This window comes from Sphingomonas sp. BL-S-29 (assembly GCF_055521495.1).
The window spans coordinates 3,435,490-3,460,581 of sequence record NZ_CM145482.1 but is presented as its reverse complement, the minus strand read 5'-3'; the positions used below and the strand labels follow the sequence as shown (position 1 = coordinate 3,460,581).

Here is a 25,092-nt window from a genome sequence, read left to right as displayed (position 1 = left end):
TTGCGTCCTTTTCCCGTAATTCCGGCGGGTTTTTCCGCTGTTATGTCATAACAGGGAAAACCTGCCCCAAGCCATTGGTACGCAACGACAAAATGCCGCTGAAAATCCAACATAACAGCGAAAGAAAAAGTGAGGCGAAAAATCGCGCTCTTGTTGGACGCTACCGCTTCGGCGCGAGCAGCGGCGGGCGCCAGTCCTTCATGTCCGCCGCATCGCTCACCTTCCACGGCACGCCCTTGCTGGTCAGGAACAGCTTCTCCATCTCCGGCCGGGTGAAGGGCCGCGAGCCGAGCCGCCCGAACACCGCGATCTGCCCGCCCGTCTCGTCCACCGCGCGGTCGCGGTCGAGCCCCTTGGACAGGGCGAGCGCAGGGGAGGGCGTCTTCGCCCAGGCGATCAGCTCGGGCATCGGCGCCGGCGAAAAGCCGTAGAAATTGCGCTGGCTGTCGGGGGAGGTCAGTTGCAGCACCTTCAGCCCATTCCGCCCGTCGGCGACATAAGCGAACAGCGAGGCGTTGGTGCTGCCCAGGATCACGTCTTGCGCATCGTTGAGCTGCCCGTCGAAGGTCACCTTCCGGTAGATCGTCGGCCGCGTCGGGTTCGTCACATTGGCGATCACCAGCCCTTCGGCGCCCGCTGCGACATAGGCATAGGTCCGCGCGACATAGAGCCGCCGCGCATCGGCCAGCGGGATCGTGCCGGAGGGCACCGCGACCGGATCGAGCAGCTTCGTCACGTCGAACAGCTTCACGCCCTCGGCATCGGTGACCCAGAGATAGCGGAACTGAATCGCGCTCGCCCGCGCATCCCGGAGCGGCCGGACGGCGGCGAGGCGGGGACGGAGCGGATCGGCCAGGTCGACCACCACCAGCCCGGCATCGGCGGTGATGTACGCGACCGACCCCGCCAGCACGATGTGCCGCGCGCCCTTCAGCACGCCGCCTTCGTTCCAGGTCACGGCGCGCTTCAGGAAATTGTTGCGGAACTCGCCGTCCGCCATGGTCTCGATATTGACCAGGATCAGCCCCTCGACCGCATCGGTGACGGCGGCATAGCTGTAGATCGGCAGGAACGCCTGTTCCTGATTCATTGCACGCATGGCGGGCGTGTTGCGCTGCGGGTTGATCGGCTGACCGGTCGGCAGCGCCATGCAGGTCGCGTTTGTCGACGCGACGCGCGTGTTCTGCCCGAGCTTCGAGAAGGGCGCCGAGACGATCGGGTCGGAGAAACCCTTGTTGGCAATCGAGGCGACATCATAGACCCGGAAACCGCCGCGTCCTTCCGCGACGTACATGTACTCGCCGCGCAATTGCAGGCACCCGACCCGGTCCGACGTGCCCTGCACCACGTTGCGGAACTCCTCCTTCGGCCGGGTCTCGCCGGAGAAGCTTTTGTCGAAGGTCTTGCCGCGCACCCAGTTCTTCAGCTCGCGCTTGTTCCCCTCGACATGCATCCGCCAGTAATCGGGATAGGCGTAGCGCTGGAGATAGGAGCCGATCACGGCCTGCGGCTCTTCCCATTCGGTGACACGCACTGCCTCGAACCCGCGATCGAGCCCGGTCCAGGCGTTCAGTCCGACGAAGTTGACGCTATTGGTGCCGAGCAGCAGCAGCTGCGCCATGATCGCGTTGTTGTCGTCCTTCGCCGACAAATGGCAGTCGGTGCAGGTCTTGGTCTCGGTGGTGCGCACCGTGTGCGGGAAATGCGGGGCAAAGGCCTGGCTGGAAAAGCCGATCGCGCTGATCGGTGGTTGCTGGATATAGATGCGCTCGCGATTGACGTTGGTGGAGGACAGCACCAGCGCCGAGGAGCTGCGCACCGGCGTCACCACATTGCCCTTGGTCGTCATGCCGCGCCCGAGCTGGAACATGTCGTCCCGCGCCACCTGCGGGTTGTAGGTCGCGAAGTTGCGCGTCTCCTCGCCCTTGAAATGGTGGGTCGAGGTCTTCCAGTTCGCCTCGATCGGCAGATGGCAGCCGCCACAACTCGTCGTCCAGCTCAGATGGCAGGTGTAGCAGGTGACCTTGTCCTCGCCATGCGCCCGGTCGACGGCGGGGATGCCCGGCCCGAACGAGAATTTCCCGTCCTCCCCGCCATAGCGGCTCATCAGCTTCGCGCGCGCCGCCTTGGCGTTGAAGTGGCTGCTGGCCGGGTCGACGCTGTCCTTGACCAGCCGAACCTCCCAGCTGAGCTTCGGATCGACGATCGATCGCTGGATCAGCACTCTCGGCCCGAGCGGCTTGCCGATCCATTCGAAACGGCGCTGCCCGTCGGGATTCCGCAGGATCGACAGGTCGTTACCTTGAGGCCTTGCCGCCGGCCCCGACGTTCTAAGGGTCGGATAGTCATCGGCGGTGCCGTGGCAGTCCTTGCAGCCGATCTCGACCGCATTGGCTACCTCGCCATAGATCAGCCCGTTGCCATGGCTATCCTGCGAGAAATGGCAGTCGGCGCACTGCATGCCCTTCTCGGCATGGATGTCCATCAGGTGCACTGCCTTGCCGGGATTGCTGCCCGGCGGCACGAAGGCGCCTTCGCCTTTCTTGCGCCACTTCTCGGGATCGTCCGGCCAGACGATCTTGCCCTCGGCATCGAGCAGATTGCCCTCGCGGTCGCGCTTGAACACCCCGCGGAAATTCCAGCCATGGCCGTGATAATCGGCGAACTGGGTGTCCTTCAGGCCCGGGTTGAGATCATAGACGTTGCGCAGGAAATCCGGGTCGCTCCACCTCCCCAGCGCGGCGGCCGCCTCGGGGTTGCGATCGTTGCTCGCGCGCACCTCGGCCGCGGTCGGATATTTCTGCTCCTTCGGCCACATCGAAGGGGCGTCGGATTCATAATCCCACATCGTGTAGCCAAGGTAGGAGTTCAGGAAGATGTTGGGCTGGTGCATGTGGCAGCTCATGCATTGTGCCGTGGGGATAGCGCGGGTGAAGGCGTGGCGGATCGGGTGGCCGCTCTCCTTCGTGCCCGGCGCGATCAGGCCGCCATGGCCTGCGTTAGCGGTCTTCGCGGCAATGGTCGGGTCGACCGTCGCGCTCTGCCCGTCGCGCCCGAACTCGGCATAGATCAGGCTGTGCCGCGGCTCGCGGTCGTTGGCGTAGATCACATGGCAGCCGGTGCAGCCCGATCCGCGATAGTCGCCCGGCTGCTCGTTGGTCCCCATGAACCACATCAGCGGATCGTTGAGCCGGGTCTTGTGGATGTTGAGCACCGGGATGGCGACACGCAGCCCCGTGCCCGGCCCGCGGTTCGACTGCTTCAGGTCAGGCCGCCCCGGCTCCTCCAGCCGCTGGATCGAGCCCGTGGGATTGGGCAGCCCTACTTCCGCGAACTGAGTGCTGACATTCCGCCCGCCGCGCTCGAACACCCGGAAGACGTCGCCCGGCGGCGTCACCTGCCAGGTCGGCAGCGGATACATCGCCGCCAGCGCGCCGCGCTTCGCCTCCGCTTCGGTCACCGTGCCCGGCGGCGACCCGGGCGAGACGATCTTCGCCGGCTCGCCCTTGTCGGTATAGGCCTCGCCGAACACGTAGTTCTTGAACGGCACGATGCCGTTATTGTACGCAGCCCCACCCCACAGCATCGCCCCCGACGCCATCAGCGACCGCTCCGCCGCCTCGATCACCTCAAGATGGCAGGCCCCGCAGCTGTTGCGCGCCACCCGGTAATCGCCGGGGTTCACGAAGCGGATATAGTCGGGCGCCTCCTTGTTGAGCAGCGTATAGCTTCCCTTGGGGTTGGCCGAGTCCGGATAATTCCAGCTGTGCGGATAGCGCGGCAGCACATGCGCCTTCTCGCGCGCCGCGACATAGGCGGGGTCGTTGAAGCCCAGATCGGGATTGCCCCGGATCGCTGCATCGCCGCCATGGCAATCGGTGCAGCCGAGCTGGACCGCCGGGCTCGCATGCATCGACGGCTCGTCGGTGCGAGTATGGCAGGAGGCGCAGCCGTCCGACTTGGCGGAGACCTGCTCCGGCGTCTGGCTCATCGGCGCCGTCAGCATCGGCGCATAGGTGCGCGCGACCGGCTTCTCCTCGTCGCTCGCGCGCAGCATCGCCGCCGGCACAAGCGCCATCGCGATCGGCAGGAGGAAGAGGAGCCTGCGCATCAGTAGCTCAGGATCATATTGGCGAGGATCGAATAATAGGATCGGTCCCGATCACGCGCCGCGAACAGGTCGCGAAAACCGCTACCCGGTACCAGGACCGCGGCCGATAGTCGCACCACGATGTTCTGCGTCGCCCTGGGCCGCCAGATCGCCGCGGCGGACAGGTCCCAGCCGATATCCTTCGGGATGCTCCCTTCGTTGCGGAGCGTCTGCAGGACGGCCGTATCGGCGAACCAGAGATGGTTCACGTTGGTCGACAGCCGCGTCGTCGGCGTGATGTCGAAATCCCCGCCGACACCGACCAGCGCCGTCCCCGGATTGTTGAAGTTGGACTGGCCCTGTTCCTTGGAGGAGCGCAGCGAGTTCAGGATGCCGTTGCGCCCACTGATTGCCACCGCCCGCCCGCCGCCGGCAAAGGGGATGGTCTGGCGGATCCAGTAGCTCGTATCGGCGCCGGCAAAGATCGGGTTCTCGAAGATCGCATCGAACCCGTTCTCGACATTGTCATACGGATGCCGGTCGCCACTCGCATAAAGCCCGGAAAGCCGGAAGCGCATCCAGTCCTTGTCGTAACTCAGCTCCGCCGCGCCGAAATAGGCCCGGATCTGCGCCGGCCGGCTGGTGAAGAAGCTGTTCCGATCCTGCCCCAGCGCGCCATAGAGCGATGCGGTCAGGTTGAGCCGCCCGATCCGCCCGTCGGCATTATAGCCGAGATAGACCACGTCATAGTCCCGCCCGCGCAGGTCGCCGAGCAAGGCGGGGCGGACCGGAAAGCCGTTATCGTCCACCTCGATCCGGCCCGCCTCGCGGTTGCGATTGTAGACCGCGGTGACCTGGCTGGTCAGGCCCGGGATCAGGAAGTCCTGGCGGTACACATTGCCGACGAACACGAAATCGTCGCGCGGCCGCTCGATCACGCTGTTCAGCCCGGAATTCGTGTCCTTCTCCAGCCGCCAGAACGCCGCGAGGTTGAACTGGAAGCGATTATTGTCGCGATTGCCGAAAAAGCGCACGCCGAGCTGCTGATCGTTGAACAGGAACCCGCGGAAGTCGCTCTGGAACGGCTGGATCCCGATACGGATCGATTCAAAATCATAACGATCGGACGTATTGCGGAAATGATAGTCGACGAACAATTCCTGCACGCCCACGAAGCTGTCGGTACGGTGGCTCGGCCTGCTCGGCTCGACGAACAGCACGCGACGCTCGGGCACGTTCACATGGTTGAGGTTGAAGGCGAGGGCGATGCGATATTCGATCTCGGGCGGCTTGAACGCGGTCGATCCCTTGAACAGCGACGCGCCCAGGATGAAGGTCTGCGAGAAGACGTAGCTCGCATCCTTGCCGAAGATATCGAAGCTCTGCGGCCGCTCGGTCGTCTGCACGCCGACGGGAATGGGGAAGGTGCGCGGCTCCAGCACGGTATCGCTGACCGCGCTGGCGGCGAAGAACCAATCCTCGCCGTGAATCGGCAGCCACGGCACCTTGTGCGGATCGATCGGCCGGTCGCCCTTCAGGGTGTTCTGGTTGTACGGATCGAACCAGCGCTCCTTGACCAGCCCGAGCGACTGGATCAGCCGCCAGCGGTCGGGCACCGGAATCTGATCGGTCGGAAACGCCTCGGGCGGCGGCGGCCGTACCGCGCCGATATTGTTCTGGGTGACCGGGTCCGGAAGGGGTTTCTCATATCCCGGGCGACGGCGGCCCTCGATCGTCTCGACCGGGGAGGCTTCCTCCTTGCGTGGGGGTTCCTGCGCCTGCTCGCGCGGCGGGCTGGCCGCCTGCGCAATAAGCAACAGCGAGGGCAGAAAGGGGCTCACGCGCTCGCCCCAATCACACCGTCACCCCGGACTTGTTCCGGGGTCCATCGCACCGCAAAGCAAAACGTCGCGTCTCTTTCGGCTCGATGGATGCCGGAACAAGTCCGGCATGACGCCTGGAGAGACGCCACCACCCTAAAGCCCCGCACAGACATTCTGCGTCGCGCTATCGAGGAACGGCGCGAACGGACAATTGATGTAGCGCAGCCTTACATTCGAGGGAGCGACCACCACCTGGTCCGCTCGCATCGCCACCGGTGCGTTGCCGATGCTCCCCACACGCAGCCCGCCATTGTGCAGCCCCAGGAAGCTGATCATGTCGTCCTGGTCGATCCCGTCGCCCGACACGCCGATCCCGCCGACCAGCACATTGCCGCGATAGATCGGCACCGATCCCGGGAAGATCTGCAGCCCATTCTGCAACCGGTTCTGGCCCAGCGCCGCATCGGGGATGAAGCTGCAGCGCTGCGGCGTATCCGTCCCGCTCGCGCCCGTCACGAAGGCGAGATGCTGGCCGAGATTGGTCAACACCAGGGCCGATTGCAGCCCCGTCGAGAAGGGATTGAACTGCGCCACCGGCCGGGAGAGCGGGCCATTGGGCCGGCCGACCTCGCCATCGGGGAAATAGGGCCGGGCAAGGTTCCCACCCGACCGGTCGGCAAAGGCGATGGTCCCGGTCAGCGCATTGGGATCGCCGAGGAACGTCCGCGTCGCCGCGACGAAGCTGCGCACGTCTGCGCTCGGATCGCCGAGCAGTTGTGCGCCGGCATGGGGGCTCGACATGAAGGCCGCGGTCCGCGCCTTTTGCAGCGACACGTCGGTCCCGAAGATCGGCGCATCGGGCGATCGCACCAGCCCCAGCACCGCCCCGCGCGTGTCGACCATCGAAATGCTGACCTGCGCCCGACTGTCGAGCGGCTGGCGGATCTGTGCCCGGGCGCGGCTCATCACCGCGAAGGCCTCTTCGAGCACGGCCCGGACCTCGGCGGCGGTGAGCGGCTGGGCGATATCCGCCCCATCGGTGCCGGCGCGGATCGGGAAACGGTCGACGCCTGATCCGTCCGTCAGCACAAAGGCATCACGATTGGAAAATTCTGCGGTAGTGGAAGGTCTTATGCCAGACACCTCGCTTCCATAGGTAGCTCCGGTAAGGATTGCCGGTGTCGGTATGCCGAAATAGCCTCGTACCGCTACCAGCGTCCCCAGCCCGGGATTGGTGGCGGCGTAGCTCGGCGTGCCGGTTGCGATCAGTCCGGCATAGCTCGCATCGGAAAAACGAAGCTGTGTCCCGTCAACATAGATTCGGTCGGCGCGGATCGCGGCAGGCGCCTCGAACCCGACCGTGCCGGCCAGCGCGATCGCTTCCTCCGGGTCATTGTCCACATCGAGGATGTTCGGATCGAAGCCATAAACCCCGTCAGCCATCACCCCGATGCCGCCGACAACCACCCCGTCCTTGTAGAGCGGAAAGCCGCCCGGATCGGCGGAAAGTCCCAGCGGCGAACGCTTGGGTCCGATCGACGCCATGCTGCCACCCGCGCCGTAGCGTGCTGCAAGATCGGAGCAGGGCAACTGGCTGAACTGCACCCCGAACAATGGCCCGCTCTCCAGCCCGACCGTGGACGGCGCAGGCGGGAAGTGACTCTGGACGATCTGGCTGGCGGTGCGCGTGGAGAAGGCGTTGCCGCCGCTCGACAGATAGGCACCCGTGATGGCCTTGGCGATCGCCCCCGCCTCCGCAGGCACGGTCAGGTTCTGCGCGTCGATATTGACGCCATTGGGCGCGGCGCTGGTCGTCGCATTCGCCGCCGCGCCGGTCATGCGGAACACCGCGAGCACGTTGCCGACCCGGTCCACCACGGCGATGACGGCGGGCAGATGCCGCGCATTCGCCTCGGCTGCAGCGCGGGCGATCGCGGTCTGCACATCGGCGACGCTCAGCGCCTCCGCGGCGGGCACGGCGTAGAGCGTGGAGGTCGGGGCAGGGGCGGGCGCTGGGGTCGGCGCGGGCGATCCCCCACCCGAACCGCCACCACTGCCGCCGCACGCTGACAGGATCAGCGCGGCGCTCGTCATCAGGCCGGTGAGCCGCCGCTTCATCGCAACGCCCGGATGCTGCGCACCGCCTGGCCGAGCGATGCGCGGAAATCGGCAGGACGATAGCCGTTGGGGTCCTTCACCGCGGCATAGGCGCGGTTGATATTGGCGCGGATGCCAGCCGCCGCGCCGATCGTCACGCGCTTCTCCTTGACCAGCGCGTTGAGCAGCGTGTCGATCGCCATCACGCCCTGCACCGACCCCTCATAGTCAGTGAAGCGCGGCGCGATGCCCGGCCCGGCAATGGCATCGACCATCGCAAAGGCGGTCTCGCCCCCGCCGGCCGAAGACAGGGCGGAGGCGAGGGCGGTGGCCGTGGCGGCGAGCCGCCCACCTGCCGCCACCGCTGCCCCTCGATCCTTCGCCAGCGCCGCGTGGAACGCCCGGCTGTCGCTGTCGAGCCGTGCCGCCAAACCCGGCGCCCCCACCTTCGCGGCAGCGGCAAGCAGGATCATGTTCTCGTCATTGAATGGCGGCATGCCCGCCGGGATCGGACGGTCGGGATTGCTCTCCCCGGTCCTGGTCCGTTCGTCTCCGTCATAGATACGGCGATGGCAGCTATGGCAATCGAAGAAATAGAATTCCGGAAACGCGCCTTCGGTCCCCTTGGGCGTGGCGTACAGGGTCAGCGCGCGGTTGACCGCCATCGCCTGGCCGACTGCCCACATGCGCACGCTGTCCGTCCGGCCCTTGCGTTGGATATAATCGGCATCCTCGTCGTGATGCTGCTGCAGCGTCGAGAACAGGTCGAGCTCGAACGAGATGCGCGGATGCCCCGCCGCCATCATCCGGTGCGAGACGAACTGGCCGGGCTTGCTGCTGCCGAAATGGCAATCGAGGCACACGGCCGCCCGTATCGCCGGCCGGTCGAGCGCCGTCATGCCACGCGAGACATTGGCCGCATGGCTCGCTCCCACCGTGTAGTGCGACGCGATCCAGCCTGCCGCCGGGCCATGGCACGCCTCGCAGCCCACGCCGTCCCGGCTCAGGAAGCGCCGCCCCGTCGCCCCGCTCACCGGCGTGGTGTGGCAGCCGAGACAGGCCGGAGCCGCGCTCGGCTCGCCCAGGCCGAGCGTCGCGGTGATCTGGCGCGCGCGAGGATAGGAGAGCACGGCGAAAGCCCGGCTATGCGCGCCGCCCGGCGTGGAGGGCTCCTGCCAGCGCATCAGCTCGTCCTGCCGGACGATCACGCCGTCCGCTTCCATCCGACCGTGGCAGGTCGTGCCGGCGCAGCTCGCCACGCCTTCCAGCCCGCTCGTCTCGCGTGCGGTCTGCCCAGCCAGCGAGGCCGATGAGCCAATGATCAGTGCCAGGCCAAGCACGGCCGCAACGGCGACGCTCGTCACGAGCGCGCCGATCCGCAATCCGACGAATTGGCCCCCGATCGCCATGCAGCGCTCAGTCCCCTTGGCCGCCGGCGCTTTGCGCTTCGGCAGCGTGTCGAAACGCGTGCAACCCGTTTCGTCTCTGCCCGAAACGGCCTGTTCAGAATAGCATAAAACGTGCCTATCAACGCGGAGAAGGGCGGTTCAGCGTCTGCGGATGACCAGATTGCGGATCTCGGTCATGTCCTCCATCGCAAAGCGGATGCCCTCCCGGCCGAGGCCGGAATCCTTCACCCCGCCATAAGGCATATTGTCGACGCGGTAGCTCGGCACGTCGTTGATCACGATACCGCCGACCTCGAGCCGGTCCCACGCATCGAACATCTTGAACAGGTCGCGGGTGAAGATGCCCGCTTGCAAGCCGAACTTGCTATCATTCACCTCGGCAAGAGCGGCGCTGAAATCATTGAATTTGCTGAGCAAGGCGACAGGCCCGAACGCCTCCTCGCGGTACACCGCGCTCGACCGGTCGACTTCCTCCAGCAACGTCGCCTCGAGCATCGCGCCCTCGCGCTTGCCGCCACAGAGCAGCCGGGCGCCACCAGACACCGCCTGCTGAATCCACTCGTCGAGCCGCCGCGCCTCGCCCTCGGAGATCATCGGCCCGATAAAGGTCGACCGGTCCTTGGGGTCGCCCGCCACCAAAGTCTTCGTCTTCGCGACCAGCATGTCCCGGAACCGGTCATACACCGCCTCATGGATGATGATGCGCTGCACCCCGATGCAGCTTTGCCCAGACTGGTAGAAGGCGCCGAAGATCACCCGCTCCAGCGCATCGTCGAGATCGGCGTCCTGGTCGATGATCACCGCGGCATTGCCGCCAAGTTCGAGCACGACTTTCTTCTTGCCCGCCTTCGCCTTCAGGTTCCAGCCGACGGCGGGCGAGCCGGTGAAGCTCAGCAGCTTCAGCCTTTCGTCCTCGGTGAACAGGTCGGCGCCCTCGCGGTGTGCCGGCAGGATCGAGAAGGCGCCCTCGGGCAGATCGGTCTCGGCCAGCACTTCGCCGATGATGATCGCGCCGAGCGGCGTGCGGCTCGCCGGCTTCATCACGAACGGACAGCCCACCGCCAGCGCCGGCGCGATCTTGTGCGCGGCCAGGTTGAGCGGGAAGTTGAAGGGCGAGATGAACGAGCAGGGACCGATCGGCACCCGCTTCCAGATGCCCTGATACCCCTTGGCGCGCGCGGAAATGTCGAGCGGCTGGACTTCGCCGGTCATCCGCACCGATTCCTCGGCGGCGATGCGGAAGGTGTCGATCAGCCGCCCGACCTCGCCCTCGCTATCCTTGATCGGCTTGCCCGCCTCGACGCACAGCGCATAGGCAAGTTCGTCGAACCGCTGCCTGAACCGGTCGACACAGTGCTGGAGCACCGCCTGGCGTTCGTAGGATGCCATCCGTGCCATCGGCTCGGCCGCGCGGACGGCACCCGCGATTCCCTCGTTGATGGTAGCTGTATCAGCTTGGGCAACGCGGAATGCCACCTCACCGCTAAATTTGTCAGTGACTTCAAGATCAATATTAGGTTGGGCCGCCTTGTTATTGAGATATAGCGGATAAACGGAGTTAAGTTGGATCATCGCTGGCTCCTGAATGGCATCGCTCGTTGAAGATAGATATGGGACACGATGGTGTCCCATATCTCTCCGGAGCAGTTCGCGCCGCGCTACGATTAAGCCGAAACTTTCGCGCTCAGCTCCTTGATCTCATGGTTCAGGATCCGGTCGTTATCGGCATAGTCCACCGGGCAATCGATCAGATGCACCCCCGGCGTCGCCAGCGTCTGCTTCAGCAATTCGGGCAGATGCGCCGCGCTCTCCACCCGGTGCCCGATCGCGCCGTACGCCTCGGCATATTTGACGAAATCGGGATTGCCATAGGTCAGGCCGAAATCGGCAAAACCCATATTGGCCTGTTTCCAGCGGATCATGCCATAGCTGCCGTCGTTGAGGATCAGCACGGTCAGGTCGAGCTTCAGCCGGACCGCGGTCTCCATCTCCTGGCTGTTCATCATGAAACCGCCATCGCCGCAGATCGCCATGACCTTGCGCCCGGGACAGACCATCGCTGACGCCATGGCGGAAGGCAGGCCGGCGCCCATCGTCGCCAGCGCATTGTCGAGCAGCACGGTATTCTGCTTGCGCGCCGGATAGTTGCGGGCGAACCAGATCTTGTACACGCCATTGTCGAGCGCGATGATCCCGTCGCTCGGCATCGCCGCCCGCACCGCACGCACCAGGCTCGCCGGGAAGATCGGGAAACGCTCGTCCCCGTCGAGCGAGGCGGTATGCGCCAGTTCTGCCGCCCGCGCCGCATGCATCGCGTCGAACGACCAGCCGGCGGAGGGAACGATGTCCTCCTTCATCTGCCAGATGGCATTGGCAATATCGCCCAGTACCTCGATCTGTGGGAAATAGACCGGATCCACCTCGGCCGACCGGCTGGAGACATGGATCACTTCGGTCCCGCCCGCTTTCATGAAGAAGGGCGGCTTCTCGATGACGTCATGGCCGATATTGACGATCAGGTCGGCCGCCTCGATCGCGCGGTGGACGAAATCGCCCGCCGACAGCGCCGCGCAGCCGAGGAACCTGGGATGCATCTCATCGATCACGCCCTTGCCGAGCTGCGTGGTGACGAAGGGAATGCCCGTCTTCTCGACGAACTGGAGCAGCATCCGCCCGGTCATCTTGCGATTGGCGCCCGCGCCGATCACCAGCACCGGCGATCGCGCCTGTTCGAGCCGCTTGACCGCGGCGCGTACCGCTTTCGGCTCGGCCGAGGGGCGGCGGCACAGGCTGGCCTTGAGCGGACGGCTTTCGGTCACCTCCTCGGCGACATCCTCCGGAAATTCGAGATGGGTAGCGCCCGGCTTTTCTTCCTCGGCGAGGCGGAAGCTCTCGCGCACCCGGCTCGGGATATTGTCGGCGCTGGCGAGTTGATGGGTATATTTGGTGATCGGACCCATCATCGCCACCACGTCGAGGATCTGGAACCGGCCCTGCTTGGATTTCTTGATCGGCTTCTGCCCGGTAATCATCAGGATCGGCATGCCGCCCAGCGTGGCATAGGCCGCCGCGGTGACGAGGTTGGTCGCGCCGGGCCCGAGCGTCGCCAGGCACACGCCGGTCTTGCCGGTGTGCCGGCCATAGGTCGCGGCCATGAAGCCCGCGCCCTGTTCGTGCCGCGTCAGGATCAGCTTGATCGGGGAACGCGAAAGGCTGTCGAGGAAATCGAGATTCTCCTCGCCCGGCACGCCGAAGACGTATTCGACGCCTTCTTCCTCCAGGCATTTCACGAAAAGGTCGGAGGCTTTCATCGATCGTTTCCCCCTGGCGGTGTCACCGAACAAAACGACCTGAGCGTGAGTCGACTCTGTCGGACGACTTGCCGGTTCGAAATAGTGTATTCTCCGGCGAATAGAAAGCCGCGACTCGAAGCGGCCGGTCGCGTCAACCTTGGCTGATCAGCCGACAAGGGGAGGACGGAAATGGCAATGACCGACCATGTCGACCTGTCGACATTCATGGAAGGCGTCAAGAAACGTAATCCAGGACAAAGCGAATTCATTCAGGCGGTTCAGGAAGTAGCACAGGATATCTACGCGTTTATTGCCGACAAGGAGGAATATCATCACTATCAGATCCTCCGCCGTATCGCCGAACCCGACCGGATCGTGTCGTTCCGCGTCTGCTGGGAGGACGACAACGCCAATATCCGCGTCCAGCGCGGCTGGCGGGTGCAGAACAACAATTCGATCGGCCCGTACAAGGGCGGCATCCGCTTCCACCCCTCGGTCACCGAGAGCGTGCTCAAGTTCCTCGCCTTCGAACAGACCTTCAAGAACGCGCTGACCGGCCTGCCCATGGGTGGCGGCAAAGGCGGGGCGAACTTCAATCCCAAGGGCAAGAGCGATCACGAAGTGATGCGTTTCTGCCAGAGCTTCATGACCGAGCTCTACCGTCATGTCGGCGCCGATGTGGACGTGCCCGCCGGCGATATCGGCGTGGGCGCGCGCGAGATCGGCTATATGTTCGGCCAGTACAAGCGCATCACCAACCAGTTCACCGGCGTGCTGACCGGCAAGGGCCTGGAATATGGCGGCTCGCTGATCCGGACCGAGGCGACCGGATATGGCGCGGTCTATTTCCTGCAGAACATGCTGAAGACCCGCGGCACCGACCTGGAGGGCAAGACCGCGGTCATTTCCGGCTCGGGCAACGTCGCCACGCACGCGGCGGAAAAGATCGCACAGCTCGGCGGCAAGGTGCTGACCCTGTCCGACAGCGAAGGCTTCGTCCACGATCCCGACGGGTTCGATCAGGAGAAGATCGACTGGGTGAAGACCCACAAGACGAAGCGGCGGGGCCGCATCTCGGACTATGCGAAGGAGTTCACCGGCGCGCGCTTCCATGAGGGCAAGACGCCTTGGGGCGTGCCCTGCGACGTCGCCTTGCCCTGCGCGACGCAGAACGAACTGCTCGGCATGGATGCGCGGACGCTGGTCAGGAACGGCTGTGTCGCGGTGGCCGAGGGCGCGAACATGCCGACCAATCTCGAGGGCGTGCATGTCTTCAAGGAGGCGCGCATCCTGTTCGCGCCGGGCAAGGCGGCCAATGCCGGCGGCGTCGCCGTTTCGGGCCTCGAGATGAGCCAGAACAGCGAACGCCGCGCCTGGAAGGAAGCCGAGCTGCAACAGCTGCTGCTCGACATCATGGAGGGCATCCATGATCGGTGCGTCGCTTATGGGCGCGAGCCCGACGGCTATATCGATTATGTGAAGGGCGCGAACATCGCCGGTTTCAAGAAGGTCGCCGACGCGATGCTCGCATTCGGTGTCGTCTGAGAGCGGCTGGACGGTACGGTCGACCCCGCCGCCACGAACGACGATCGTCGCCGGGTGGGGCAGGGATTGCAAAGGAAGTGGAGGCCCGACCGGGAATCGAACCCGGGTGCAAGGATTTGCAGTCCTCTGCGTCACCACTCCGCCATCGGGCCAGAGGCGGGCGCAGATGCTTCCTTTTTGTCGCGGGGTCAACCGTGCTTGTACGGGCGGGGGCGATTCACCATCAAGCCGTGGAAATGGCGCCGATCCCGCTTGACGCGGGCCGCCCGCGCACTGGATGATCCCACCATGTTCTCGATCTTTCTGACGTCGGACTATTTTCCCTTCGCGGTCGCTTTCGTCGTCATGCTGGGGATCGGCCTGGTCGAGGCAGTCGGTCTCGGGCTGGGCCATCTCGATCTCGATCCGGGTATCGACGGCCATGCCGAACTGGATGCGCACGGCGTATTCGAGTGGCTGGGCCTTGGCGGCGGGCTGCCGCTTCTGATCTGGCTCACCTCGCTCCTGTGTTGTTTCACGATCGCGGGCATCGCTGTCCAGCAGATCGCGACTGCACTTGTCGGGGCACCCCTTCACTGGGGTATCGCGTCGGCCGCCGCGCTCGGCACCGGCGGTCTCGCCAACATCTTTGCGGCGCGCGGGCTCGGGCGGATCCTGCCTGGCTATGAATCCAGCGTCATCGATCCCGGGGACCTGCTGCGCCGTCGCGGCACCATCCTGGAAGGCACCGCACGCCGCGGTTTTCCCGCCCGGGTCCGGGTCGTCGACCAACACGACCAGGCGCATTACGTCATGGTCGAACCCCACGAAGACGCCGACACCATCGCCCAGGGCGAAACCGTCCTGCTTGTCCGCCGCGAAGGCGTGATCTTCTACGCATTGCCGGAAAACCATCCGACCCTGCGCCCGCTGCTATAACAAATCGCCCCTAGGAGAATCCCGTGCCCGCATCGCTGCTGAACATCCTGATCTACGCAGGCATCGCCATTGTCGGCCTGATCGTGATCATGCTCATCCTGACGCGGCTCTATCGCCGCGCGACCAAGGACGTGGCGTTGATCCGCACCGGCTTTGGCGGCGAGAAGGTCGTGCTCAATGGCGGTATCCTGGTCTTCCCGGTGCTGCACGAACTGATGCAGGTCCGGCTGACCACGGTGAAGCTCGAAGTGTCGCGCCTCAACAAGGATGCGCTGATCACGATGGACAAGCTTCGCGTCGACGTGGTTGGCCTGTTCCACATCAAGGTGAAGCCCGACGCCCAGTCGATCGCCGCCGCCGCCCAGACGCTGGGCGAATCGGTCAACAGCCCGGATGCGGTGAAGGCATTGCTCGACGGCAAGCTCGTCTCGGCGCTGCGCTCGGTCGCGGCGACGATGACGATGGAGCATCTCCACGCCAACCGAGCCGACTTCATCCAGAAGGTGCAGGAAGCGCTGATGACCGACCTGGACATGAACGGCTTCCAGCTGGAATCGGTGTCGATCACCCATTTCGACCAGACCGCCTTCGAGCATTTCAACGAGAACAACGCCTTCGACGCCGAGGGCCTGACCGTGCTCACCCGCACGATCGAGGAGCGCAAGAAGATCCGCAACGACATCGTCGCGACCAACCGTGTCGAGATCGAGCAGCGTAACCTCGATGCCAACAACCAGTCGCTCGAGATCGCGCAGGCGGCGGAGCAGGCCCGGCTGACCCAGGAACAGACGCTCGCCGCCCGCCGCGCCGAACAGGCGACCGCGATCGCCACCGCGGAGGCCGAACAGACTCGCCTCGCCGAAATCGCGCGCATCACCGCCGAACAGGCGCAGACAGTGGCGCAGACCGAAGCCGACAAGGTCATCCAGACCGCGACCATCGCCCGTGACGGCGCTGTCCAGACCGCGACGATCGAGCGCGACCGCAATATCGAACTCGCCCGCATCACCACCGCGGTGCAGACCGCGCAAAAGTCGGAAGAGGAATCGACCGCTACCGCCGCCGCCAACGAGGCGCGCGCGCATGCCGTCCGCGCCGAGGAAAGCGTCGCGACGGCAAAAGCGACCGAAATCGCCAACCGTACCAAGAACGTCGCCGTCATCGCCGCGACTCAGAAGGCCGAGGAAGAGGCGGTCGGCATCACCGTCGCTGCCCGTGCCGAGAAGGAAGCCGCCGAAGCGCGCGCGATCGCGCTGCGGACCGAGGCGACGGCGGATGCGGATGCCGAAAAGGCCCGTGCCGAGGGTCGCGCCGCCGCGTTCAAGGTCGATGCCGCCGGCCAGACCGCGATCAACGAGGCCACCAATGTGCTCAACGACGCGCAGACCGCGTTGCTGATCCGCAAGGCGATGCTCGAGGCGCTGCCCGGCATCATCGCCGCAGCGAGCAAGCCGATGGAGCAGATCGACAAGATCAGCATCCTCGACGCGCGGGGCCTGCACGGCAACCCCGGCGGCGCGGATGGCGGGGAAGGAGGCGGCAATCTGGCCGACGCCGCCGTGGCTGCGGCGATGCGCTACCGGGTCGGCGGCCCGCTGATCGACGCACTGATGGCGGAACTCGGCATGGGCGGCGCCACGCTCAATGGCCTGCTCGGCGGCGCCGCGCCGGTGATCGTCACGGAGAAGGGGGACCCGGCGGAATAGGAGCGACCTGACGGGCTGGGCGCACTCGGCTAGAGCGCGTCCCCCCGGGCGGGTGCACCGTCTTCGGTTATGACGAGGCGAGTCGCGAAGTCATCCTTCACCATGCGGCGCCCGCAACCGCGGCACACGCTTTCCCGGCGACCATCGACGATACGCGAGTGCCTGGTCGATCGCACATGATGCCCCGTCGCACATCGAAGAAGCTGCATAAGGTTCATCTGGAGCCTCCCACCACCTGACTCGACCCCGTTCTTGCTGCATAGCACAATGGAAATGACAAGCGACTGACGATTGAATGAACTCGTGCCGGAATTCGTTCTTTCCGCCGCCATTTGTCCTGCCTTCGCGCGCTTCGATAATATCGCTGCTGCTACGCTTGGCGCGAGGCCATGCGCACGATACAAGCCGCGCAGCGACAACATGTGTATTGCATGACTAAAACAGTTGTGCGACAGGGTGACCCGATGGAAATGACCGGAATCGATTCAGCTCGCTTCGAGACGATGCGCCACGCGATGGTGGCGAGCCAGTTGCGCACCAATGCGGTGAGCGATCCGCGCATCGTGACGGCGATGGCCCGCGTGCCGCGCGAGGCGTTCCTGCCGGCCGAGGTGCGCGAGATCGCCTATCGCGATACCGCGGTTCCGCTCGGCCATGGCCGCTTCCAGAACGTGCCGATCGCGACCGGGCGGCTGTTGACCGAAGCTTATCTGCTGCCGGCGGACCGGGTGCTGCTGATCGGCGCCGCGGGCGGTTACACCGCCGCCGTGCTCGCCGAGTTGGTCGCGCATGTCGTCGCGGTAGAGAGCGATCCCGCGCTCGCCGCACAGGCGCGCGAAGCGCTGGCCGGTCAGGCCAATGTCACGCTGATCGAGGGCCCGCTCGGCGCGGGCCATGAGGGCGGAGCGCCCTATGACGTGCTGGTGATCGACGGTGCCGTCGAGCATGTGCCCGATGCGCTGATTGCCCAGCTCGCCGCCGGCGGGCGGGTCGTGACCGGCATCGCCGACCGCGCCGTTACCCGGCTCGCCTCGGGCCGTAAGTCGCAGGCGGGCTTCGGCCTGCTCGACTTCGCCGACATCGATTGCGTTCCACTTCCGGGATTTTCCCGGCCCAAGACCTTCACCTTCTGAAAGATGCCGCCAACCATGCGACGGACCCATTTGCTAGCCGGTGTTGCGGTGATGCTGACAACGACGGCACCAGTGGCGGCGGAGACGCTGCGCGGTGCGCTGGTGAAGGCCTATAACACCAACCCGACGCTTGCGGCCGAGCGTGCCAATGTGCGCGCCATCGACGAGAATGTACCGATCGCGCGCTCTTCCGGATTGCCGGGCGTCAATTTGACCAGCGGCTATACCGAGAATGTGCTCGATTCCTCGCCGAGCATCACGTCGCCGGACCGCCAGCTCACCGCCGCGACCACGCTCACCGTGCCGATTTTCAGCGGCGGCGCCGTGCGCAATTCAGTGCGCGCGGCCGAGACTCGTGTCGATGCCGGCCAGTTCGGCCTGCGCGGTACCGAGGCCAACCTCTTCACCAATGTCGTCGGCGCGTACATGGACGTGATCCGCGACGAAGCGATCGTCTCGCTCAACGAGCAGAATGTGAAGGTCCTCGACGTCAACCTGCAGGCATCCAAGGATCGCTTCCAGGTCGGCGACCTGACTCGCACCGACGTCGCCCAGTCGGATGCCCGCCTGGCCGTGGCGCGCAGCCAGCTTCAATCGGCGCAGGCGCGGCTGATCTCCAGCCGGGAAAGCTATATCCGTCTGGTCGGTACGCCTCCGGGCGAACTGGAGGTGCCGCCCGAGCTGCCCAATCTCCCCGCCAGCCCGGATACCGCGGTCGATGTCGCGTTGAAGAACAACCCGACCCTGCTCGCCGCGCAAAAGAGCCGCGACGCTGCGGGCTATGACATCAATGTTGCGCGCGCCAATCGCTTGCCGAGAGTCAACGTCAATGTCGGCGGCAATTATTACAATTACTTCGATTCGGTCGGGACTTCGGTCGGCCTGCCCAATTCCGGGTCGGCCGGCACGGTCGGCCTCGGCGTGACGGTGCCGCTGTTCCAGGGTGGTCGTCCCGCGGCGCAGGTCCGTCAGGCGCAGGAGCGTCGGGCCCAGGCGAACGAGCAGGTGACGGAAACCGAGCGCGGCGTGATCTCGCAGGCGCGTTCGGCCTATGCGGTCTGGCGGTCGTCGCTCGAGGTGATCGCCTCGTCGGAAGTCGCGGTGAACGCCAACAAGCTGTCGCTTGAGGGTGTCCGCGCCGAGAACAGCGTGGGCAACCGCACCATCCTCGACATCCTGAACGCCGAGCAGGAACTGCTCAACTCGCAGGTCACGCTGGTGACGGCACGGCGCGACGCCTATGTCGCCGGCTTCGCGCTGCTCGCCGCGATGGGCGATGCCGAGGCGAAGGATCTCGGACTGGAAGGCGGCCCGCTCTATGATCCGGTCGCGCATTACAAGAGCGTGCGCGGCAAGATCTGGGATTACGGCTCCGAGCCCGATCCCGTCTCGACCAGCACCAGCACCGCCAGCACGCCTGCTCAGGGCTCGGTCGTCACGCGTCCGCTCGATCCGATCCTCGACGCGCCGACCTATCCCGCGGTTGACACAGGGACGCCGAATCCCGCAGGTGGCGTCAGGTAAAGGCCGCTGACGAGCGGTCTTCGGTCACGAGGTTCGTTCGATGGGAGATATCAGCGCCGAGCCTTCGATGGAGGATATCCTCTCGTCGATCAAACGCATCATCGCTGAAGAGGGCGAGAGCGCGGCGACGATCCGCGCCCGCCGCGCGATGGCCGGGACGGCCATGTCGAAGGCCGGGCCCGGGTCGTTCGGACATGACGAAATACTGGAACTCAGCGACCCGGTGCGGTTCTCCGGAGCGGGAGCGCCCCGGGCTGACGGGGAATCTGCGCCGGCTGCAGCCTCGACGGCCTCTCCTCAGAAAATATCGGCCGCGCCCGGCGCTCCGGCGGACCCGATCCTGTCCTATCGCGCGGCCGAGGCGAGCCGCGGCTCGCTCGACGCCCTGTCCCGCGTGATCGTGAAGCCCGACGTGCAGGGCAGCGACACGCTCGAGTCTCTGGTGCGCGAGATGCTTCGCCCGATGTTGCGCGACTGGCTCGACGCGAATCTGCCGGCGATGGTCGAGACCCTGGTCTCGCGCGAGATCGCCCGGATCACCGGCGCGCGCTGATCGATCCGATGCCCGCGCGATTGCGGGCGGCGCGGCGTTCTGCTCTATCGGCGCCCATGAAAATGCTCCTGTCCGCGAGTGTCCTCGCGCTTGCCGCCGCCGCTGCGCCCGCTCATGCCCGCCAGCTCACCATCGACGATGTGACGATGCTCTCGCGTGTCGCATCGCCCACCGTATCGAAGGACGGCCATTGGCTCGTCTGGCAGCAGCGCGAGGCCGATCTCGCTGCCGATCGCGGCCGGTTCGACCTGTGGCGGCTCGACCTGACGAAAAAGGGCGCCGTCCCGGAACAGCTCGCCGCCGAGGCCGATGTCAACGAAACCAGCCCGCAATTCTCACCCGACGGCAGTGCGGTCTATTTCCAGTCGGACAAGGGCGGCGATGACGCCGTCTGGGTCGTTGCCGCGACCGGTGGCGCGCCGAAAAAGGTGACCAGCTTCACCGGCGGCTTCAGCGGCTTCAAGGTCGCGCCGACCGGCGACAAGCTGCTCGTCTGGGCTGATCGCCGTCCCGGCGCGCCGAGCCTCGAGCCGGCCATGGTCAAGAAGGACCCGAACGCGGGTGCCGGCCGCACCTATGATCAGCTCTTCGTCCGTCACTGGGACACATGGGCCGACGGCACCCGCTCGCAGCTTTTCGTCCTGCCGCTGACTGCCGAGGGTGCCATCGGCAACGGCGTCGCCATCGAAGGCGGACTCGTCGGCGACACCCCGTCAAAGCCGATGGGCGGCGGCGAGGAACTCGACTGGTCGGCCGACGGCAAGACAATCTTCTTCGCGCTCCGCGAGGCAGGCCGGATCGAGGCGACCTCGACCAATCTCGATATTTTCGCGGCGCCCGCCGACGGCTCCGCCGCCCCGACCAACCTGACGCCCGACAATGACGGGATGGAAAATCTCCCGACTGCCTCGCCCGACGGCAAATGGCTCGCCTATTTCTCGATGAAGCGCCCCGGCTACGAAGCCGATCGCCAGGTGCTGATGCTGCGCAATCTCGCGACGGGCCAGGTCCGCGCGCTGACCGAAGCCTGGGACCGGTCCGTCGCCTCGATCGCCTGGGCCGCCAACGGCAAGACCATCTACGTCACCGCCGACGACACGCAGGAAACGCCCGCCTTCGCGGTCGATACCGCCAGCGGCAAGGTCACGCGGCTGACTCAGCAGGGGCATGTCTCGTCGCTCACCGTCTCGCCGAAGGGGCTGGTGCTGGCGATGAACAGCCTGACCGCGCCCGACGATTTCTACCTGCTCTCGGGCAAGAAGACGACGCGGCTTACTTCGGTCAACGCCTCGAAGCTTGCCGATATCGAGATGCCGACCGTCACGCGCTTCAGCTTCACGGGCGCGAACAACGACACCGTCTGGGGCTATGCGGTGAAACCCGCCGGCCTCGCCGAGGGCGCGAAGCTGCCGGTCGCCTATATGGTCCATGGCGGCCCGCAGGGATCGAGCAACAACAGCTGGTCCTATCGCTGGAATCCCGCGGTGTTCGCTGGCGCCGGCTATGGGCTGGTCGCCGTCGATTTCCACGGATCGACCGGCTACGGCCAGGCCTTTACCGATGCGATCCTCGACAATTGGGGCGGCTGGCCGCTCGAGGACCTGCAAAAGGGCCTCGCCGCCGCGACGACCAAATTCACCTGGCTCGACGGCGACAATGCCTGCGCGCTGGGCGCGTCGTACGGCGGCTATATGATGAACTGGTTCGAGGGCCGGTGGCCCGACCGGTTCAAGTGCATCGTCCAGCATGACGGCGTGTTCGACGCCCGCGCGATGGCGTACGAGACCGAGGAGCTGTGGTTCGACGAATGGGAGCATGGCGGGAAAACCTATTATGAGGATCCCGCCGCGTTCGAGAAATGGAACCCGGTCAATCTCGTCGACAAGTGGAAGACCCCGATGCTGGTCATCACCGGCGAGAAGGATTTCCGAATTCCGTACACTCAGGGCCTCGCCGCCTTCACGGCGCTCCAGCGCCGCGCCATCCCGTCGCGCCTGCTGGTCAACCCGAATGAGAATCATTGGGTGCTGAAGCCGAAGAACAGCCGCCAATGGTACCGCGAGGTGCTCGGCTGGATGGACAAATGGACGGGCAAGAAGGGCGATTAACTTCCCGTTCGTGCTGAGCTTGTCGAAGCACTGCCCTTCTTCCGGCGAAGAAAGTGCAGCCCTTCGACAGGCTCAGGGCGAACGAAGGTTTATTTTCGGGGCAAAACCTCTGTAGAGGCGTCGCACCATGACCGAACTCCCGAAAACCTTCGACCCCGCCGACATCGAATCCCGCTGGTACGCCCATTGGGAAGGTGCGGGCCTGTTCCACCCCGATCGCCCGGGCGCCGAGCCCTGGACGATCGTCAACCCGCCGCCGAACGTGACGGGCAACCTCCATATCGGCCATGCGCTCGACAACACGCTGCAGGACATTCTGGTCCGCCACGCGCGACTGAAGGGCAAGGACGCTTTGTGGGTGGTCGGCACTGACCATGCGGGCATCGCCACCCAGATGGTGGTCGAGCGCAACATGGCGCTCCACCAGCAGAAGCGCACCGATTTCACCCGCGAGGAATTCATCGCCAAGGTGTGGGAATGGAAGACGGAGAGCGGCGGGATCATCACCAAGCAGCTCCGCCGCCTCGGTTGCTCGATGGACTGGGCCAACGAGCGTTTCACCATGGACGAAGGCTTCAGCAAGGCCGTGCTGAAGGTGTTCGTCGACCTTTATAATCAGGGTCTGCTCTACCGCGACAAGCGGTTGGTGAACTGGGATCCGGGCCTCGGCACCGCCATCTCGGATCTCGAGGTCGAGACACGGGAGATCAACGGGCAGTTCTGGCATCTGCGCTATCCGCTGGAGGATGGTTCCGGCTTCATCTCGGTCGCCACCACGCGCCCCGAGACAATGCTTGCCGACATGGCGGTCGCGGTGAATCCCACCGATGCGCGCTACACCGCGCTGATCGGCAAGAATGTGCGCCTGCCGATCACCGGCCGCCTGATCCCGATCGTCGCTGACGAGCATGCCGATCCCGAGCTCGGATCCGGCGCGGTGAAGATCACGCCGGGCCACGACTTCAACGATTTCGAAGTGGGCAAGCGCGCCGGGTTCAAGGCCGCCGACATGCTCAACATGCTCGATGCCAGGGCGTGGGTACAGCAGACCGCCGACGAGCTGATCCCGAACGATCTGATCGGTCTGTCCACCGCGGACGCCCGCAAGCGGGTCGTGGCGCTGCTGGATGAGGCTGGCCTGCTCGAACGCGTCGAGGATCGCGTAATCCAGACTCCGTTCGGCGACCGTTCGGGCGCGGTGATCGAGCCCTGGCTGACCGACCAATGGTATGTCGACGCGGCGACCCTGGCGAAGCCGGCGATCGAGGCGGTCAAAACCGGTGCGGTCAAGGTCGTGCCCAAGACCTGGGAAAAGACCTATTTCAACTGGATGGAGAACATCCAGCCCTGGTGCGTGTCGCGCCAGCTCTGGTGGGGGCACCGAATCCCGGCATGGTTCGCCGAGGACGGCCGCATCTTCGTCGCCATGGATGAGGCGGGTGCCCGGGCGCAGGCGGGCGAGGGCGTCGAATTGCGCCAGGACAGCGACGTGCTCGACACCTGGTTCTCCTCCGCGCTCTGGCCGTTTGCCACGATGGGCTGGCCCGAGGACGGCAATCCGACCCTCCACGGCCGCTACCCAAACGACGTGCTGATCTCCGGCTTCGACATCCTGTTCTTCTGGGATGCCCGCATGATGATGCAGGGCATGCACTTCATGAAGGACGTGCCGTTCCGCACCCTCTACCTGCACGGTCTGGTCCGGGCGGCGGACGGGCAGAAAATGTCCAAGTCCAAGGGCAACACCGTCGATCCGCTCGGCCTGATCGACAAATATGGCGCCGACGCGCTGCGCTTCTTCATGGCGGCGATGGAAAGCCAGGGCCGCGACATCAAGATGGATGAGAAGCGGGTCGAGGGGTATCGCAACTTCGCGACCAAGCTGTGGAACGCGGCGCGCTTCTGCCAGTCCAACGGCATCGGCGCGAGCGTTGCACTGGAAGCACCCGAGGCGAAGCTCGCGGTCAATCGCTGGATCATCGCCGAGACGATCCAGACGGTGCAGGCGGTCGATCTCGCGCTGGCCGACTACCGCTTCGATGGCGCCGCGAACGCCGTGTATCAGTTCGTCTGGAGCCGTTTCTGCGACTGGTATCTCGAACTGATCAAGCCGCTGCTCGGCAATGCTGATGGCCCGGCGACCGGCCCCGAAGCGGAAGAGACACGCAAGGTCGCGGGCTGGGTGCTCGATCAGATGCTGGTCCTGCTCCATCCGTTCATGCCGTTCATCACGGAGGAGCTGTGGCACGCCCTTGGTGATCGCGACTCCGATCTGATCGTCGCCAAATGGCCGATGGCCGATGCGCGTGCGATCGATCCGGAGGCAAGCAAGGAAATCGACTGGCTGATCCGCCTGGTCGGCGAGGTCCGCGCGGCCCGCAACGAGCTCAATGTCTCGCCCGGTGCGCGCATGCCCTTCCACGTCCGCGACGCCGACGCCGCGACCCTTGACCGGCTGAGCCGTCAGGCGCCGGCGATCGCGCGGCTGGCGCGGATCGACCGGGCCGAGGGTGAAGCACCGACGAGTGGCGCGGTCCAGGTCGTGATCGACGAGGCGACCTTCGTCCTACCGCTGGCAGGCGTGATCGATCTGGACGCCGAGCGGGCGCGCCTCACCAAGGCGATCGAAGCGGCCGCGAAGAACCGCGACATGCTCGCCGGCAAGCTGGCGAACGCCAACTTCGTGGAAAAGGGCAAACCCGAAGCGGTCGAGAAGACCCGTGCGGATCATGCCGAGAAGTCAGCCGAAGCCGAACGGCTGACGGCGGCGCTGGCGCGGTTGGGATGAGCGACCCTAACCAACCCGTCACCCCGGACTTGTTCCGGGGGCCATCGTCCCGCATGCGCCACGGTCATTGTGTTTGTGGAACCATGGATGCCGGAACAAGCCCGG

Annotated in this window: 14 protein-coding genes and 1 tRNA gene; 8 read left to right on the top strand and 7 right to left on the bottom strand. The window is 65.4% G+C overall.

From position 1 onward, the window contains the following. Positions 1-160: 160 nt before the first annotated feature. From ACZ1I2_RS16385 to ACZ1I2_RS16360, 6 genes are all read right to left on the bottom strand, one after another. Positions 161-4,111, bottom strand: coding sequence for an LVIVD repeat-containing protein (locus tag ACZ1I2_RS16385; protein WP_465176534.1), 3,951 nt, complete (start codon positions 4,109-4,111; stop codon positions 161-163). Further along, complete coding sequence (locus tag ACZ1I2_RS16380; RefSeq protein ID WP_465176535.1) at positions 4,111-5,931, bottom strand: hypothetical protein; 1,821 nt, start codon at positions 5,929-5,931, stop codon at positions 4,111-4,113. Before ACZ1I2_RS16380 ends, ACZ1I2_RS16385 begins: the two co-directional genes overlap by 1 nt. 135 nt (positions 5,932-6,066) lie before the next feature. Then, positions 6,067-8,031: a heme-binding protein gene (locus ACZ1I2_RS16375; protein ID WP_465176536.1), complete on the bottom strand. Its 1,965-nt coding sequence runs from the start codon at positions 8,029-8,031 to the stop codon at positions 6,067-6,069. Next, positions 8,028-9,419: a multiheme c-type cytochrome gene (locus ACZ1I2_RS16370; protein ID WP_465176537.1), complete on the bottom strand. Its 1,392-nt coding sequence runs from the start codon at positions 9,417-9,419 to the stop codon at positions 8,028-8,030. The genes ACZ1I2_RS16375 and ACZ1I2_RS16370 overlap by 4 nt, the downstream gene beginning before the upstream one ends. A 138-nt stretch (positions 9,420-9,557) precedes the next feature. Further along, on the bottom strand, positions 9,558-10,991 hold the full coding sequence (locus ACZ1I2_RS16365) for an aldehyde dehydrogenase family protein (protein WP_465176538.1): 1,434 nt from the start codon (positions 10,989-10,991) through the stop codon (positions 9,558-9,560). A 92-nt stretch (positions 10,992-11,083) separates the two neighbouring features. Continuing rightward, positions 11,084-12,730, bottom strand: a complete 1,647-nt coding sequence (locus ACZ1I2_RS16360; protein ID WP_465176539.1) for an acetolactate synthase large subunit — start codon at positions 12,728-12,730, stop codon at positions 11,084-11,086. Positions 12,731-12,901: 171 nt separating this feature from the next. On the opposite strand from ACZ1I2_RS16360, the gene gdhA reads away from it, so the two are divergent. Beyond that, a complete protein-coding gene (gene gdhA, locus ACZ1I2_RS16355; RefSeq protein WP_465176540.1) occupies positions 12,902-14,257 on the top strand; it encodes an NADP-specific glutamate dehydrogenase in 1,356 nt (451 codons plus the stop codon). Positions 14,258-14,335: 78 nt separating this feature from the next. Here gdhA and ACZ1I2_RS16350 read toward each other — a convergent pair. Then, positions 14,336-14,409, bottom strand: a tRNA-Cys gene (locus ACZ1I2_RS16350). A gap of 136 nt (positions 14,410-14,545) precedes the next feature. On the opposite strand from ACZ1I2_RS16350, the gene ACZ1I2_RS16345 reads away from it, so the two are divergent. The 7 genes from ACZ1I2_RS16345 to ACZ1I2_RS16315 all read left to right on the top strand — a co-directional run bounded on the left by ACZ1I2_RS16345 (position 14,546) and on the right by ACZ1I2_RS16315 (position 24,987). After that, a complete protein-coding gene (locus ACZ1I2_RS16345) occupies positions 14,546-15,175 on the top strand; it encodes an OB-fold-containig protein (protein WP_465176541.1) in 630 nt (209 codons plus the stop codon). Positions 15,176-15,198: 23 nt separating this feature from the next. Then, complete coding sequence (locus ACZ1I2_RS16340) at positions 15,199-16,881, top strand: flotillin family protein (RefSeq protein WP_465173099.1); 1,683 nt, start codon at positions 15,199-15,201, stop codon at positions 16,879-16,881. 464 nt (positions 16,882-17,345) lie between these two features. Next, a complete protein-coding gene (locus ACZ1I2_RS16335; RefSeq protein WP_465176542.1) occupies positions 17,346-18,014 on the top strand; it encodes a protein-L-isoaspartate O-methyltransferase family protein in 669 nt (222 codons plus the stop codon). 15 nt (positions 18,015-18,029) lie between these two features. Further along, a complete protein-coding gene (locus ACZ1I2_RS16330) occupies positions 18,030-19,538 on the top strand; it encodes a TolC family outer membrane protein (protein ID WP_465176543.1) in 1,509 nt (502 codons plus the stop codon). A gap of 40 nt (positions 19,539-19,578) precedes the next feature. Next, entirely contained in the window at positions 19,579-20,091 is a 513-nt protein-coding gene (locus ACZ1I2_RS16325) for a DUF2497 domain-containing protein (RefSeq protein WP_465176544.1), read from the top strand. Positions 20,092-20,147: 56 nt separating this feature from the next. Beyond that, positions 20,148-22,199: a S9 family peptidase gene (locus ACZ1I2_RS16320; RefSeq protein ID WP_465176545.1), complete on the top strand. Its 2,052-nt coding sequence runs from the start codon at positions 20,148-20,150 to the stop codon at positions 22,197-22,199. Between the two features lie 127 nt (positions 22,200-22,326). After that, positions 22,327-24,987 carry a valine--tRNA ligase gene (locus ACZ1I2_RS16315; RefSeq protein ID WP_465176546.1) on the top strand — a complete coding sequence of 887 codons (2,661 nt, stop codon included), beginning with the start codon at positions 22,327-22,329 and terminating at the stop codon, positions 24,985-24,987. Positions 24,988-25,092: the final 105 nt, after the last annotated feature.